The organism is Cellulosimicrobium sp. SL-1, assembly GCF_011033075.1.
Taxonomy (GTDB): Bacteria; Actinomycetota; Actinomycetes; order Actinomycetales; family Cellulomonadaceae; genus Cellulosimicrobium; species Cellulosimicrobium funkei.
On record NZ_JAACJC010000002.1, the window covers coordinates 145,812 to 160,693 of the forward strand.

Here is a 14,882-nt window from a genome sequence, read left to right on the forward strand (position 1 = left end):
CTGTTCCTCTTCCCCTTCTGCCCGGTCCTCGCTCCGCCCCGGTCCCGGCAGCCGTCCGGAGCGTCACCGTCGAGCCCCGCTGGTCGGGCGCGTCGTCGAGCACCGCCCTACCTTCGCCGATGAGCGCCGAGATCGCCTCATGAGCGGCGCGCCTTCGCCTCGTTTCCGGCGCCCCGGACGGGCGGCCGTTGCTCCGAGCGACGGACTCGCGCACGGAGTACCTGATACTTCGGGCCCGTGACCGAATCGTGACGGCGAAAGTACCTAGTACTCGCTGTCCGTGGTGTCCGGGGCGTTGCTAGCGTCGCTGGGGATCTACCTGCTACTCCACGTCCCGCCAACGGTGGCGGACGCACCGGCGCACTCCCGCGCCGAGCAGACCGGTACCCGTCTCTCCCGCAGCTCTCCCCTCGTGCCGACCGCCCCGCGACGACGCCGGGCGTGAGGAAGGACGACAGATGACGCAGCACGCTCTCCGACCGTCACGCACGCACACGGTCCTCACCTCCGTCGCGCTCGCCGTGCTGGCCCTCGCGGTCGCCGGCCTGGTCGCGTTCCTCCTCGTGTACAACGGCAAGGTCGCCGACGGCGCGACCCGCCTCGACGACGGCGCGGCCGAGCTCGACGCGGGCGCCGCGACCCTCGCCGACGGCACGACCGAGGCCCAGGCCGGCGCCCGCCGCCTCGCCGACGGCGCGGACGACCTCGAGGCCGGCGCGGGCGACCTCTCCGCGGGGGCGCGGAAGGCGTCCGACGGCGCCACTCAGCTCGCGACGGGCGGCGCCACCGCGCTGGACGGCGCGACCGAGCTCGCCGCCGGGGCGGACGAGCTCAACGCCGGGGCGGCACGCCTCGCCGCCGGGGCGGGCGACGCCGCGAGCGGCGCTGCCCGGCTCGCCGCGGGCAGCAAGGACCTCGACTCCGGGGCGGCACGCCTCGCCGCGGGGAACGCCCGTGCCGCCGACGGCGCGTCCCAGATCGCGGCGGGCGCGGGTGACCTCGACGCGGGCGCCGGCGACCTGAGCGCGGGAGCCGTCCGCGCCGCGAACGGCTCCGCCGATCTCGCATCGGGCGCGGGTCGGCTCGCGACGGGAGCCGACACGCTCGCCGCCGGGACCACCGCGCTCCGGTCCGGCGTGCGAGACAGCCTCGGCGGCGGCGTCCAGTCGCTCGACCAGGGTCAGGCCCAGCTCTCCGCCGGTGCGGCGCGTCTGGCCGACGGGGTGGCCGCAGCCGGGGCGGGGGTCGACGCGCTCCAGGCAGGGGTCGACGAGATCCGGGGAGGAGCGACCCAGGTCCGCGGTGGCGTGGTCGCCCTCGGTGGAGGTGCCGACCAGCTGCGGGTCTCTGCCGACGAGCTCCAGCGCTCGGCCACGACCGTCGGGACCAACCTGGACGGCCTCGCGGCACAGCTGGACATGATCGCGCGCGGAGAGGTCGCGGCGTCGCCGGAGACTCTGGGGACGATCGCCGCGAACCTCCGCGCGCTGGGCAACGGCACCGAGTCGGCACCCGGCGCCTCCGCGCAGATCGCGGGCGGCGCCGGGAGGCTCGCGGCGGGCGCAGGCCAGCTCTCCCTGCGGGCGGGCGACGTCACCGTGGGTGTCGATCGGGTCTCGGCCGGCCTCGGGGCGGGCACTCCGCAGCAGCCCGGGGTCTCCACGGGGCTCGCGCAGCTTCGCGCGGGCCTCGGCGAGGGCACCCCCGCACAGCCGGGCCTCGCCGCCGGGGTGCAGCAGCTCCGCACGGGCATCGACGTCCAGCTCGCGGGCGGCATCGACGCGCTGGCCGCCGGCGCTACGACGCTCGACGGCAAGATCGGTGAGCTCGAGGCGGGCGCCACGACGCTCCACGGGAAGGTCGGCGAGCTCAGCGCCGGGGCGACACGGATCGCTGAGGGCAGTGCCGACCTCGCGGCGGGCGCCGCTCGCGTGAGCGGCGGCACCGCGCTCCTGGCGACGAAGACCTCCGAGCTGGCGACGGGCGCGTCGGAGCTCGCGTCCGGCGCCGCCGACCTCAAGGCCGGGACGGCGAGGGCCACCACCGGCGCGAGCGACCTCTCCGCCGGCACGGTGCGGCTGCACACGGGCGCGGGCGACCTGTTCGGCGGGACCACGCGGCTGGAGGACGGGACGCTGCGCCTGCAGAACGGGCTCACGACCCTCTCGACGGGCGCGACGACCCTCGCGGCGGGCAACGCGGCGCTGGCCGAGGGCTCCGCGACGCTGCACGCCGGCACGACGACCCTCGCCGACGGCGCGTCCGACCTGCACGACGGCAGCACCCGCATCGCCGACGGCGCGGCCACGCTCGCGGACGGCACGGGCACCCTCTCCGACGGCACGACGGAGCTCAAGGACAGCGTCGAGAACAGCCCCGTCGGACGGGTGTCGCTCGGCATGTCGGCGCTGGTCGGCGGGTCCGTGCTCGCGGGCGTCGCGGGCGTCGGGCTCGGGCTGCGCCGTCGGCTCGCGGCGGTCTGACGGACCGGCGCGCACGGCCGGGCGGCGTCCTCGCCGCCCGGCCCCCGGCTCGGGGGCGGCCTCACGTCGACGGTGCCGCCCTCGCGGGCGGCGGTCCCGGTGGACAGGACTCCGGGCCCGCCGCCATTCTTCGTGGCTCCGGCGCCGCCGCTCGCCGGGCGGGTCGACCGGCACGCACCGCGCCGGCAGCGGTCACGACACGACGTCCCGGGCGCGGCTCATGGTGACGTACGCCGAGAACCCCGCGCGTCGGGCGAACCGCACGGGGCGGCGCCCCGTCTCAGTGAACCCGAGCTTGCGATAGAGCCCCAGCGCGGGAGCGTTGGTGTCCTTGATGTCGCGCAGCACGAGCTCGTCGTACGGCAGCTCCAGGAGTCGGCGCACGAGCGCGGTGCCCACGCCCTGGCCCTGGTGCTCCGGCGCGGTCGTGACGAACCCGATCTCGGCGAGGCCGTCCCGCGCGCCGTCGTACCCGCCGAGAAACTGGCTCCGGACGATCCGGTAGCTGATCGCGCCGTGGACACGACCCAGCGCGTCCTGGAAGGGGCGCTTCTCGGGGGCGAAGCACTCCTGCGCAGCCTCGGTGACCGAGGCGACGGCGGAGGGCTCGCCGTCGACGACCGCGACGTAGAACCGTTCGAGGACGAGCATGTGCGCGAACGCGTCCGCCAGCATCCGCGGGTCCTTCGAGAAGTACGCGAAGTCGTCCGCGAAGCCGCGCACGAGCACCTCGGTGATCCGCCGTCGGCTGCTCTCGCCGAGCTCGTCGGCGCGCCTGATCTCGATCATCCGATCCCTGCCTCCTGGGTGCGGCCGTCACCGCTTCTACGAGAAACTGTTTACGGCATCTACTATTCTCCTGACGGTAGACACCGTCGCGCGGGCGGTCAAGGCTCGCTGGGAGGATGAGGAGATGACCGGGACCGAGGCCGACGACCGACCCCGCGCCGACCGTCGGGGCGCCGAGACGGGGCTCCCGCCCGTCCTCGCGCGGCTCTGGGGCCGTGACCCCGCCCCGCGACGCGGCCCCAAGCCCGCGCTGACCGTCGAGCGGGTGGTGCGCGCCGCCGTCGACCTCGCCGACGCCGAAGGCCTGGCCGCGGTGTCCATGGCGCGCGTCGCCGAGTCGCTCGGGTACTCGTCGATGGCGCTCTACCGCTACGTCGAGAGCAAGGACGAGCTCCTCGTCCTCATGGCCGACGCCGCCGCGGGCTCGCTCAAGGTACCCCCGGACGACGAGGGCGACTGGCGCGCCGGGCTCACGGCCTGGACGCGCGCGCAGATCGAGGGCGTCCTCGCGCGGCCCTGGTTCCTCGACCTGCCGCTGACGACCGCGCAGGTCGGCCCGAACCGCCTGCGCTGGATCGACCGCGCCTTCGCGATCCTCGCCCCGCTCGACCTGACGACGGACGAGAAGCTCCGGATCGTGGGGCTCCTCGCGCAGCACGTGCTCGGCGAGGGACGCGTGCAGGTCGAGACCCGGCGCGCCGCCGCCGACCCGTACGCCGACTACGAGCTCGTGCTCACCCGGCTCGCCGACCCCGAGACGTACCCCGCGCTGACCAGTGCGCTCGCCGCGTGGACGCCGCCCGAGGCTCGGCCCGACACCGGGCAGAGCGACCTCGGCTCCGGGCTCGACATCCTCCTCGACGGGATCGAGGCGTTCGTCGCCCGGCGCGCCTCCGCCCGCGGGGACGCCGACCACGACTGACCGCCGCGCGGGGCCGGGTCAGGGGGTCGGCTGGACCGGCGCGTCGGGGACCTGAATGTCCGGGAGGTCCGGCACGTCGAACGTGGGGACGTCGATCGTCGGGACGTCCAGCTCTCCCATCCGCTCCTGGAGCTCCTCCTGGCGGACCCGGTTGTTCTCCTGGAGGCACGCGAGGCGCGCGGCGGGGCGCCCGGTGCACTCCTGCACGGCCGAGCCCGGGTCGCGCGGCGCGCGCTCCTCCTGGACGTAGCGGCCGTCGGCGTCGTGCTCGTCGGGGGCGACGGGCAGCGCGGCGAGCGCGGCCGCCTCGGCGAGCAGCAGCAGGACCGTGGCGAGGACGAGGACGGCGCCGCCCAGCCCCGCGCGGACCGCGGCGGCCGTGCTCACGGGCGGGCGCTCGTCGGACACCGCGCGCTGCCGGGCCGCGACGCGCCACGCGGCCCACATCCCGACGACGAGCGGCAGCACGTACGCCACCGCGGCGAGGGCCGCCACGGGCCGGGCGTCCTCGCGCGCGACCGCGCCCGGGCCGATGCTCCCGACGACGACCGCGACGATCCCGAGGACGACGGCACGGCGCACGACGGCGCCCCGCAGGCTCGCGCGCAGGGCCGCGATCCGCACGGCTCCCGCCGTCCCGGCCGGCAGGTACCCGAGCTCGCGCGCCTGCGTGAACATCGCCGCGTGCAGCACGGCCGAGGTCACGGTCGTCAGGGCGAGCACGACCCCGAGCCCGACGAGGAACCAGCGGACGGCGACGGCGTCGCGCACGAGGTAGAGCAGGGCGAGGCCCGCGAGGACGCCCGCCCACCCGACGGCGATCGCCACGACGGTGCCGCCGCGGAACGGCGTGCGGCGCAGGGTGCGGCGCAGCAGCCCGCGCGGGACCTGGAGGAGCACGGGCAGGACGCGCAGCGCGGTCACGCCCGTCCACAGCAGCACGACGACCCCCCAGACCGGCACGCTGCCCACGTGGGCGTCGCTCATCGCGAAGGCGACGACGAGCGCGACCGCCCCGACGAGCAGGACCGGCATCTCGACGAGCCGCAGCACCTGCTGCCACACGCTGAGGTGCAGCAGGTACCCGGCCTCGGCGTGCTCGGGGTTCATGGCGAGGACGCCGCTGTACCCCTGGGCGCTGCGGCTCGCGTCGAGCGCGAGGGCCGCGTCGAGGTAGAGGAGGTCCTCGTGCTCCGGCGCGACGGCGAGCCCCTGCCGCACCAGGGCGCGCGCCCGGTCGTCGTCCCCGAGGCGCGACCAGAGCCGGGCCGCCTGCGCGAGCCGGTCCGGGGCCTCGGGGGCGAGCTCGAGCGCCGAGGCGATGCGCTCGCGCGCGAGGCGTCGGTCGGCGCCGCGCACGCGCCCCGAGAGGAGGGCGTCGGCGAGCTGGAGGTGGTAGCGCGCGTCGTCGGGGTCGAGCTCGAGCGCGCGGCGTGCGGCGTCGCGCGCGCCGGGGACGTCACCGGTGTTCTGGCGCGCGACCGACAGCAGGTAGAGCGCGCCGTCGGCCGCGGGCTGGGCGGCGACCACCTGCTCCAGGAGGGGCAGCGCGTCGGCGGAGCGCTGGAGGTGCAGCCGCACCCACGCGGCGGCGAGGAGGAGCCGCGGGTCGTCGGGGACGGCCGCGAGCGCCTCGTCGACCTCGTCGAGCGCGCGCTCGGGCCGCCCCATCTGGACGAGCATCTCGACGCGCGCGCCGACGGTGCGCGGGTCGACGGTCGTGGTCACCGTGGGCTGCCTCGCCGTCTCAGAGCATGCGTCGCGCGCGCAGGTACGCGGCGAGCTCGTCGTAGCGGCCGTCGTTGTTCGCGAACGTCACGACGTTGCGCGCGGACTGGAGCCACGCCGTCGTGGACGGCCGCACGTCCGCGAGCGCCGACTCCATGTCGGCCATGGTGACGGGTCGCACCTGGCCGGACGCGATGGAGTCCATCATCGCCTTCTCGGCCGCCGTGGCCGCCAGGTGCTCCAGGTCAGCGCCGGAGAACCCCTCGGTGCGCTGCACGACGGCGCCCAGGTCGATCCCGGCGACGGGCCGCCCCGCGAGGTGGTGGCGCAGGATGGCCTCGCGCGCGGGCTCGTCGGGCGGCAGGACGAGCACGACGCGGTCGAACCGGCCCGGTCGCAGGAGCGCGGTGTCGACGTCCCACGGGTGGTTGGTCGCGCCGAGCACGAACAGGCCGTCGTTGTCGGAGCCGATGCCGTCCATCTCCTGGAGGAGCTGGTTGACGACCGTCCGCATGCCCGACGAGCCGGAGTACTGCGCGCGCCTGCCGCCGATCGCGTCGACCTCGTCGAGGAACAGGACGGCCGGCGCGAGCTGCCGCGCCCGCTGGAACAGGGCGTGGAGGTTCTGCTCGCTCTCCCCGATGTACTTGTCGAGGATGTCCGCGAGCGTCACCGTGAGGAACCGCGCGCCGAGCTCGCCCGCGACCGCGCGCGCCATGTACGTCTTGCCGGTGCCGGGCGGCCCGTAGAGCAGCAGGCCGCCGCGCAGCGACTTGCCGAACGCCTGCGCGATGGCCTGGTGGCGCATCGGCTCCAGGAACGCCTCGCGGATGCGCTTCTTCACCGGCTCCAGGCCGCCGACGTCGGCGAGCGTCACCGTCTCGCGCGAGACCTCGAGCAGGCCCGACCCGTCGTCGGGGGCGTCGTCGCGCGCGGGCACGAGGAACGGCTGCCCGCCCCCGGGCGCCGGGTCCGCGTGGCCCTGCTCGGGTGCCGGGCTCGGGTCGGCGGGGGCGGGGCCCGTGGCGCCGACCACAGGCTCCTCGACGAAGGGCGGAGGGACGCGCACGTCGAGCTCGTCCTCCAGCCGGTCCCAGTCGATGCCCGACGCCGGGCTCCCCGGCCCGGCGGGAGCGCCCTGCCCGGGGTGGTCGGACGGCGCGGGCTCGCCGGACAGCGCGGAGTCGCCGGACGGCGTGAGGTCGCCGGACGGCGCGGGGTCACCCGGCGCCTGCTCGGGCGCGGCGTCTCCCGGCCGCGACGCCGCCGCGGCGGACGCGGCCGCCTCCTGCACGAGCCGCAGCGCCTCGCCGTCGGCGGGGTCGATCCGGAGCCCGGCGCTGGCCTGCTCGAGCGCCTCGACGGGACGCCCCGCGGCGAGCAGGAGGCTCGCGTAGTGCACGCGCAGCGGCGCGCTCGCGGGCGCTGCCGCGACGGCGGCGGCGAGCGCGGCCAGGGCGTCGGACATGGGTGCTCCTCGGGGACGGAGGTCGGGACGACGGCGTCGTGCGGCCCGGGGCGGGGCACGGCCGGGACCAGTGTGCACGGGACCGGTGACGCGCACGATAGGGAGAGGTCCCCATGGAAACCACTTGCCATGATGGAAAGTAGATGCTTCGATGGCATCCATGAGCACCGACGACACGACCTCCTTGGCGCCCCTCGACGCGGCAGCCGCTCTCGACCGTGCCGACCGCCTCGCCGGCGCCACCCGGGCGCGCGGGTGGCGGTGGGTCCGGCTCTACCTGACGGGGTGGGCCGTCGCGAGCGTCGGGCTGGTGCTCGCGATCGGGCTCGGCGGCCGCGTCGGCTTCGTCGTCGGCATGGCGGCCTGGGTCGCGATCGTCACCGTCGGCGCCACGTGGGCGGGGCGGCAGGGCGCCCTGGCCGTCGGCACGCGACGCCGGATCGCCGTCGGCGCCGTGTCCTGGGCCGTGGTCTACGGGGCCGTGCTCGTCGCCGGGCTGGTGGTGTGGCCCGACTCCGTCGCGTACTGGGTGCCCGCGGCGCTCGTGAGCGCCGTCCCGCTGCTCGTCGCGGCGTGGCGGCCCGCCCCGCGGGACGCGGCGGTGACGGCGTGACGACGCACCGTCCCACCACGGGCGACGGCTCCGCCGTCGACCACCACCCGCGCCACACGCTCGACGAGGTGATCCACTCCCCCGTGCGCCTCTCCGTCGTCGCCGCGCTCTCGGGCGTCGAGAAGGCGGACTTCCGGACCCTGCGCGACACCATCGAGCTGTCCGACTCGACGCTGTCGAAGCAGCTCACGGTGCTCGAGGACGCCGGGTACGTCGAGATCAGCAAGGAGCGTGCCGGACGACGCACGCGCACCTGGGCGCGCCTCACACCCGCCGGCGCCGCCGCCCTGCGCGCGCACCTCGACGCGCTGCGCGCGATCGCGGAGGTCGCGCTGCCCCCGGCCGACGCCTGACCACAGGCGCCTCGGCGCACGCGCCCGGACGCACGCCGTCCACAGGGACCTCGTGGGTGTCGGCGGGAGGCGGCAGAGTGGGGCGCATGACGACCGAGACCGACGCGTCCACCCCGCTCGCCGTGCCCGACGACGCGCCGCCCGCGCCGCGCCCCGGCGCCCGCTGCTTCGGCGACGGCGACCCGCTCTACGAGGAGTACCACGACACCGAGTGGGGGGTGCCGGTGCACGGGGACACCGCGCTGTTCGAGCGTCTGGTCCTCGAGGGCTTCCAGTCCGGGCTGTCCTGGATCACGGTGCTGCGGAAGCGACCGGCCTTCCGCGAGGTGTTCGTGGGGTTCGACCCCGAGGCGGTCGCGGCGTTCGACGAGCCCGACGTCGAGCGGCTCCTGACGGACGCCCGCATCATCCGCAACCGCCAGAAGATCACGGCGACGATCGACAACGCGCGGGCGCTCCTCGCGCTGCAGGCCGGCGGCGGCTCGCTCGACGAGCTGGTGTGGTCGTTCGCGCCGCCCGCGCGCTCCGGCCGGCCCGCCACGTGGGGCGACGTCCCGAGCACGAGCCCGGAGTCGGTCGCCCTGTCGAAGTCGCTCAAGAAGCACGGCTTCCGGTTCGTCGGGCCCACGACGGCGTACGCGGCCATGCAGGCGTGCGGCCTGGTGGACGACCACCTCGCGACCTGCCCGGTCGCCATGAGCCGTCCCGCGCCCACGCGCTCGTGACCGATTCGCTATAGCAAAATCCGCCCGCATCGTGGACGAGGTGCGACCATGGTGGGCATGAGCGCCTACGTCTCGGTCCTCGACCTGTTCTCCGTCGGCGTCGGCCCGTCGAGCTCGCACACCGTCGGGCCGATGCGCGCGGCGAAGGCGTTCGTCACGACCCTGGCCGCGGACTACACGCTCGGCAGTGTCGCCGGCCTGCGGGTCGTGCTGTGCGGCTCGCTCGGCGCGACGGGCGTCGGCCACGGGACGCCGGACGCCGTCGTCGCGGGCCTGCTCGGCCTCGACCCCGAGACGTGCGACCCGGCGCGCGTGCCCGGGTCGTGGGAGAAGCTCGGCGACGGCGCGCCCGTCACGCTCCTGGGCCGCCACCGCATCACCATGACGAGCGACGACGTGCGCCTCGCGCCGCTGACGCGCATGCCCGGTCACCCCAACGGGATGCGCTTCACCGCGCTCGACGCCGACGGCGCGACGGTCGCCGAGGAGGCGTACTACTCCGTCGGCGGCGGGTTCGTCCTCACCGCGGCCGAGCTCGAGGCAGCCGCCGCGAACGAGGCCGCCCAGGTCGGGGCCGAGCTCGCGGGCGAGGCGATCGACCCGCGGACCGAGCCGGCCGGTGTGCCGTTCCCGTTCGCCAACGCGGCCGAGCTCCTCGCGGTGTGCGAGCGCGAGCGGACGTCCATCGCCGCGGTCGCCTGGGCCAACGAGACCGCGCTGCGCCCGGTGGCCGACGTCGAGGCGGGCGTCGACCGCATCTGGGACACGATGAGCGCGTGCGTCGACGCCGGGCTGGAGCGCGACGGTGTCCTGCCCGGGCGGCTCAAGGTCCGGCGTCGGGCCCGCGCGCAGCGCGAGCGCCTCGAGCTGGCCGACGAGCGTGGCGCCGACACGACGATCGAGTGGCTCCAGGCCTTCGCGATGGCCGTCAACGAGGAGAACGCCGACGGGCGGCGCGTCGTGACCGCCCCGACGAACGGCGCGGCCGGGATCATCCCCGCCGTCGGGCGGCACTTCCTGCGCACGCACCCGGACGTCGCCGCCGACCCGGCCCGCCGTCGTCGGGCGATGCGCACGTACCTGCTCACCGCCGCCGCCATCGGCGCGCTGTACAAGCGCAACGCGTCCATCTCCGGCGCGGAGGCCGGGTGCCAGGGCGAGGTCGGGTCGGCCTGCTCCATGGCCGCCGGTGCCGTCTGCGCGGTGCTCGGCGGCACGCCCGCCCAGGTCGAGAACGCGGCCGAGATCGCGATGGAGCACAACCTCGGCCTCACGTGCGACCCGGTCGGGGGGCTCGTCCAGGTCCCGTGCATCGAGCGCAACGCCATCGCCGCGTGCACCGCCGTCTCCGCCGCGCGCCTCGCGCTCCAGGGCGACGGCTCGCACGTCGTCTCGCTGGACACCGTCATCGAGACCATGCGCCAGACCGGCGTCGACATGTCGACCAAGTACAAGGAGACCTCGACGGGTGGCCTTGCGGTCAACGTCGTCGAGTGCTGAGCCGGAGCGCAGCGGAGCAAGCACAGGCTCCAGCACGACCGAGGGCACGAGTGCTGAGCCGGAGCGCAGCGGAGCAAGCGCAGGCTCCAGCACGACCGAAGGAACACGTGCTGGGCCGGCGGTCGCTCACCAGGTGCGGCGGACGTCCGCCCGCGGCCCGGTCACGAGGCTTCGCGGCGGGACGTCGTCGGTGACGACGGCGCCCGCGGCGACGACGGCGTCGCGACCGATGGTCACGCCGGGCAGGATGGTCGCGCCCGCGCCGATCCACACGTTCTCGTGGACGTCGATCGGGCCGCCGGTGAGCCAGACCTTGCGGTCGTCGGTGTCGACGGGGTGCCCGACGGTGATGAACGTGACCCGCGGTGCGACCAGCACGCGGTCGGCGAGCCGGATGCCGGCGTAGTCGAGGAACGTGCAGTTCTGGTTGACGAAGACCCGCTCACCGAGGTCGAGGTGCAGTCCGTGGTCGGTGAAGAACGGCGGGTAGATCGTCGTGCGCGGCGGCAGCGGTCGCCCGAGGATCTGCTCGAGGAGCCGGGCCTTGCCCTCCTCGTCGTCGAACGGGAGCACGTTGAGCCGCGAGGTGAGCGCGGTCGCCTCCAGCACGCGCTCGGACATGGCGCGGAACTCGGGGCCGTGGATGCGCATGAGCAGGTCGCTGGGCATCCCCCGATCCTCCTCCCCCGTCAGCGTGCGGCACGGGGCGCGGCGCGCCGGGCGACGACCTCCTCCACGACCGCGACGACGCCGTCCTCCCCCGGCGCGGCGGCGATGCGCTCGCCGAGGCGCGCGGCGGCCCGGGTGTACGCGGGGTCGTCGAGCAGGCGGCGCACCGCGCGTCGTACCTGGGCGGGTCGCGGCGTGCTGGTCCGCAGCCGCACGCCCGTCCCGGTCCACGCGACGCGGGCCGCGACCTCCGCCTTGTCCTCCGTCTTCCCGGCGACGACGACGGGCACGCCGTGCCGCAGCGCGTGGTGCACGCCCCCGTAGCCGCCGTTCGTCACGAGGACCGACGTGCGCGGGAGCAGCGCGTCGTACGGGAGGTACTCGGCGGCGCGCGCGTTCGCGGGCAGCGCGCCGAGCGTCTCGACGGGCCGCCCGCCGGTGGCGGCGACGACGAGCACGTCCTCGTCCGCGAGCGCGCGCAGGGTCGGGACGAGGAGCTGGCGCGGGTCCTCGTTCGCGACGGTGCCCTGCGTGACGTGGACGACGGGGCGGCGCGTGCCGAGGTCGTCCCACCAGGCAGGGAGGTCGCCGTGCGCGGCGACGGGTCGCGGCGGGCCGACGAACCGGACGGGCGTGACGACGTCGGGCCGCCGGTACTCGAGCTCGGGGACGGTGAGCTGCACGACGGCGTCCGCGTCGGCGGGCCAGCCCAGGAAGAACGTGTCGCTCGGGGTGGCGCCGGTCGCGCGCACCATGTCCTGCGCGGCGCGCTGCGGCGCGGCGAACGCGACGCCCTCGACGAACCGGTGCAGCGCCCGGTTGCGCAGCACCCCGAGCGGCCCGCGCGCGGGAAGCACGCCGAGGCCGAACGGTGCGGTGAGGTCGCTCTTCAGCCCGAGCGGGAAGATGCCCAGCGCGAGCACGGGTGGGCGTCGGTCGGCCGGGGTGGCGACGAGCGCCATCGCACCGAGGAACAGGGGCTCGACGAGCACGACGTCGGCCGGGCGCACGGCGAGGGCGTCGAGGACGGCGCGGTGCTGCGCGGCGCCCGGCCGGACGAAGATCTCGAGCATGTCGTGCCGGATCGCGTCGAGACCGGTGCGGCCCGCACGGCCCGGGAAGGCGGCCGCGAGGTCGCGGTCGTCGAAGTCGGCGGCGGCGGGCAGCGGCACGTGCTCGGCGCCGACTGCCTCCACGGCCGCGGCGAAGCGCGCCCCGGTGAGGAACCGGACCTCGTGGCCGTGGGCGACGAGCGCGCGCGTGACCGCGAGCAGCGGGGTGACATGAGCGTGCACGGGGGTGGAGCAGAGCAGGACGGTGGCCATCGGTGTGCCTCTCTCGGGCGGCGCGGGACGCGCCGGTCGGACGGGAAGGCGCGGGACCGGGCCGTCCGCGCGAGGACGCCGAGGGGGGAGGCGGCGTGTGAGAAGATCGGTAACCGTCAGGAGTATTCATCACCCTAGAGGGGTAGTCAATAGTGGTCCCCCGCGCCTACACGTCCGACCTCCGCGCCGAGCAGGCCGCGCGCACCCGCGAGCGCGTCGTGCGCGCGGCGGCCGAGGAGCTCGCCGAGCGCGGCTACGAGCGCACGACCCTCGCGCGCGTCGCCGAGCGGGCGGGCGTGTCCCTCGAGACCGTCAAGGCGCACGGGCCCAAGCGCGCCCTGCTCCTCGCGGCCTTCGAGGTGACGTTCGCAGGCTCCGAGGGCCAGGAGTCGCTCGCCGCCCGGCCCGAGGGCCGCGCCGTCGCCGGGACCACCGACCCCGAGGCCTTCCTCGACGGGCTCGTCGCGCTCGTGGCGCCGGCGAACGAACGCGTCGCGGCCCTGTGGTCGGCGTTCACGTCGGCGGCCCGCTCCGACGAGGCCGTCGCCGCCGAGCTCGCGGCGCTCCTCGACCGCCGTCGCGCGGACCTGCGCGCGAGCGTGGACGTGCTCGCGGACCACGGGTTCCGGCTGCGCGCGCCGCGGGACGAGGCCGCCGAGACCCTGTCGTACCTCCTCGCGCCGGAGGGCTGGACGCACTTCGCGGCCGGTGCGGGCTGGTCGCGCGAGCGGTACCGCGCGTGGCTGCGCGACGCCGTCGTGCGCCTCGTCGCCGCACCGCCCCGGGGTGACGCGGACGCCTGACCCCTGGCGCGGCCTGGCGCGCCGCGCCTACCGTGGGCCATGAGCACCCTCACCCCCGGCTTCCAGGGCCGGCCCCGCCCGCAGGGCGTGGCGCTCCCGCCGGGCCAGTACGTCGAGACCGGGTTCCCCGTGCTCTCGGCAGGGCCCACACCGCGCGTCGACACCGCGACCTGGCGCTTCGACGTCACCACCGAGACCGGCGCGACCCGATCCTGGTCGTGGGCCGAGCTCCTGGCGCTCCCCCAGGACGAGCCGACCGTCGACATCCACTGCGTCACCCGCTGGTCGAAGTTCGGCACGTCCTGGCGCGGCGTCTCGCTCGACACGCTCCTCGGCGAGGTCGAGTCCACGGCCGACTTCGCGATGATCGGCTGCTACGGCGGCTACACGACGAACCTCCCGGTCGCCGAGCTGCTCGGCGGCAAGGCGTGGGTCGTGCACACGTTCGACGGCGCTCCGCTGCACCCCGTGCACGGCGGCCCCGCGCGGCTCCTCGTGCCGCACCTGTACTTCTGGAAGTCGGCGAAGTGGGTCAACAGCATCACCCTCATGCCCATGGACCGGCAGGGCTTCTGGGAGCGGCTCGGCTACCACGACCTCGGCGACCCGTGGCGCGAGCAGAGGTACCAGGGTGACTGAGGCGCCCGTCCGCCTCGGCGCGCGGTACGCGACGCCGTCGCGCTGGCAGGTCGCGACGCTCGTCGACGCGTGGGCGGAGAGCCCGTCCGCGCGGACCCTCGTCCTCGAGGTCCCCGCGTGGCCCGGCCACCTCGCCGGCCAGCACGTCGACCTGCGCCTCACCGCGCCCGACGGCTACACCGCCGAGCGCAGCTACTCGATCGGCAGCGCCGCGACGCGCACCCCTCTGCCCGACGACGACCCCTCCCCGGGCGGTCCGCCCGCCGTCCCGCAGGACGGCACGGTGCCCGACGGCGGCGCGCCCGCGCGCATCGAGGTCACCGTCCAGCGGGTCCCCGGTGGCGAGGTCTCGACGTACCTCACCGACGTGTTCGCGGTGGGCGACGCGATCGAGCTGCGCGGGCCGGTCGGCGGGTGGTTCGTCTGGTCGCCGGAGCGCGACGCCGGGACGCCCGTGCTGCTCGCGGCCGGTGGGTCGGGCCTCGTCCCACTCATGGCGATGCTCCGCACCCGGCGCGACGCCGGCGACCGCACGCCGTTCCGGCTCGTGTACTCGGTGCGCCGTCCTGAAGACATGCTGTACGTGGACGACCTGGACCGCCTCGCCGCCGCGCACGACGGGCTCGACGTCCACGTGGTCCACACCCGTTCGACCCCGCTCGGCTCGACGCGCGGGCCGGGCCGCGTCGAGCGGCGCGAGCTCGCCGCGTGGGGCTGGCCGCCCGAGATCGAGCCCGCGTGCTTCGTGTGCGGGCCGACGGGCTTCGTCGAGGCCGTCGCGCGGCAGCTCGTGGCGCTCGGCCACGACCCGGCGCGGATCAAGACCGAGCGCTTCGGGCCAGCGGTCGACTGACCGCGACGGAGC

General features: G+C 76.0%; 14 protein-coding genes. 9 read left to right on the forward strand and 5 right to left on the reverse strand.

Annotated features, from left to right (window positions below):
* The first annotated feature begins 458 nt into the window (after positions 1–458).
* Entirely contained in the window at positions 459–2,483 is a 2,025-nt protein-coding gene (locus GWJ10_RS03275; protein ID WP_163185103.1) for a hypothetical protein, read from the forward strand.
* Between the two features lie 192 nt (positions 2,484–2,675).
* Here the strand turns inward: GWJ10_RS03275 and GWJ10_RS03280 are convergent, their stop codons facing one another.
* The gene (locus tag GWJ10_RS03280; RefSeq protein WP_163185106.1) at positions 2,676–3,272 is read right to left on the reverse strand and encodes a GNAT family N-acetyltransferase; all 597 of its coding nucleotides are present in this window, start codon (positions 3,270–3,272) and stop codon (positions 2,676–2,678) included.
* Positions 3,273–3,396: 124 nt separating this feature from the next.
* Between GWJ10_RS03280 and GWJ10_RS03285 the strand changes: the two genes are divergently transcribed.
* Positions 3,397–4,194 carry a TetR/AcrR family transcriptional regulator gene (locus tag GWJ10_RS03285; RefSeq protein ID WP_163185109.1) on the forward strand — a complete coding sequence of 266 codons (798 nt, stop codon included), beginning with the start codon at positions 3,397–3,399 and terminating at the stop codon, positions 4,192–4,194.
* A gap of 18 nt (positions 4,195–4,212) precedes the next feature.
* Here the strand turns inward: GWJ10_RS03285 and GWJ10_RS03290 are convergent, their stop codons facing one another.
* Together GWJ10_RS03290 and GWJ10_RS03295 are read right to left on the reverse strand one after the other, a co-directional pair.
* A complete protein-coding gene (locus GWJ10_RS03290) occupies positions 4,213–5,922 on the reverse strand; it encodes a tetratricopeptide repeat protein (protein WP_163185112.1) in 1,710 nt (569 codons plus the stop codon).
* A 19-nt stretch (positions 5,923–5,941) separates the two neighbouring features.
* The gene (locus GWJ10_RS03295) at positions 5,942–7,390 is read right to left on the reverse strand and encodes an ATP-binding protein (protein ID WP_163185115.1); all 1,449 of its coding nucleotides are present in this window, start codon (positions 7,388–7,390) and stop codon (positions 5,942–5,944) included.
* Between the two features lie 160 nt (positions 7,391–7,550).
* On the opposite strand from GWJ10_RS03295, the gene GWJ10_RS19715 reads away from it, so the two are divergent.
* The 4 genes from GWJ10_RS19715 (at position 7,551) to GWJ10_RS03310 (ending at position 10,581) form a co-directional block, all read left to right on the forward strand.
* Positions 7,551–8,003, forward strand: coding sequence for a hypothetical protein (locus GWJ10_RS19715; protein WP_241005645.1), 453 nt, complete (start codon positions 7,551–7,553; stop codon positions 8,001–8,003).
* On the forward strand, positions 8,000–8,356 hold the full coding sequence (locus GWJ10_RS19720) for a transcriptional regulator (RefSeq protein WP_241005646.1): 357 nt from the start codon (positions 8,000–8,002) through the stop codon (positions 8,354–8,356). The genes GWJ10_RS19715 and GWJ10_RS19720 overlap by 4 nt, the downstream gene beginning before the upstream one ends.
* Positions 8,357–8,442: 86 nt before the next feature.
* The gene (locus tag GWJ10_RS03305; protein ID WP_163185118.1) at positions 8,443–9,081 is read left to right on the forward strand and encodes a DNA-3-methyladenine glycosylase I; all 639 of its coding nucleotides are present in this window, start codon (positions 8,443–8,445) and stop codon (positions 9,079–9,081) included.
* Between the two features lie 57 nt (positions 9,082–9,138).
* The gene (locus GWJ10_RS03310; protein ID WP_163185121.1) at positions 9,139–10,581 is read left to right on the forward strand and encodes an L-serine ammonia-lyase; all 1,443 of its coding nucleotides are present in this window, start codon (positions 9,139–9,141) and stop codon (positions 10,579–10,581) included.
* A gap of 126 nt (positions 10,582–10,707) precedes the next feature.
* Here GWJ10_RS03310 and GWJ10_RS03315 read toward each other — a convergent pair whose 3' ends face one another.
* Both GWJ10_RS03315 and GWJ10_RS03320 read right to left on the reverse strand, forming a co-directional pair.
* On the reverse strand, positions 10,708–11,250 hold the full coding sequence (locus tag GWJ10_RS03315) for a DapH/DapD/GlmU-related protein (protein WP_163185124.1): 543 nt from the start codon (positions 11,248–11,250) through the stop codon (positions 10,708–10,710).
* Positions 11,251–11,270: 20 nt separating this feature from the next.
* Positions 11,271–12,575 (reverse strand): glycosyltransferase, encoded by a 1,305-nt coding sequence (locus tag GWJ10_RS03320; protein ID WP_163185127.1) that lies wholly within the window; start codon positions 12,573–12,575, stop codon positions 11,271–11,273.
* Between the two features lie 152 nt (positions 12,576–12,727).
* On the opposite strand from GWJ10_RS03320, the gene GWJ10_RS03325 reads away from it, so the two are divergent.
* The 3 genes from GWJ10_RS03325 to GWJ10_RS03335 are packed head-to-tail and all read left to right on the forward strand — an operon-like array spanning position 12,728 to position 14,870.
* Positions 12,728–13,378 (forward strand): helix-turn-helix domain-containing protein, encoded by a 651-nt coding sequence (locus GWJ10_RS03325; RefSeq protein ID WP_241005647.1) that lies wholly within the window; start codon positions 12,728–12,730, stop codon positions 13,376–13,378.
* Positions 13,379–13,417: 39 nt separating this feature from the next.
* Positions 13,418–14,017, forward strand: a complete 600-nt coding sequence (locus tag GWJ10_RS03330; protein ID WP_163185129.1) for a sulfite oxidase-like oxidoreductase — start codon at positions 13,418–13,420, stop codon at positions 14,015–14,017.
* Positions 14,010–14,870 carry a ferredoxin reductase gene (locus GWJ10_RS03335; RefSeq protein ID WP_163185132.1) on the forward strand — a complete coding sequence of 287 codons (861 nt, stop codon included), beginning with the start codon at positions 14,010–14,012 and terminating at the stop codon, positions 14,868–14,870. The genes GWJ10_RS03330 and GWJ10_RS03335 overlap by 8 nt, the downstream gene beginning before the upstream one ends.
* Positions 14,871–14,882: the final 12 nt, after the last annotated feature.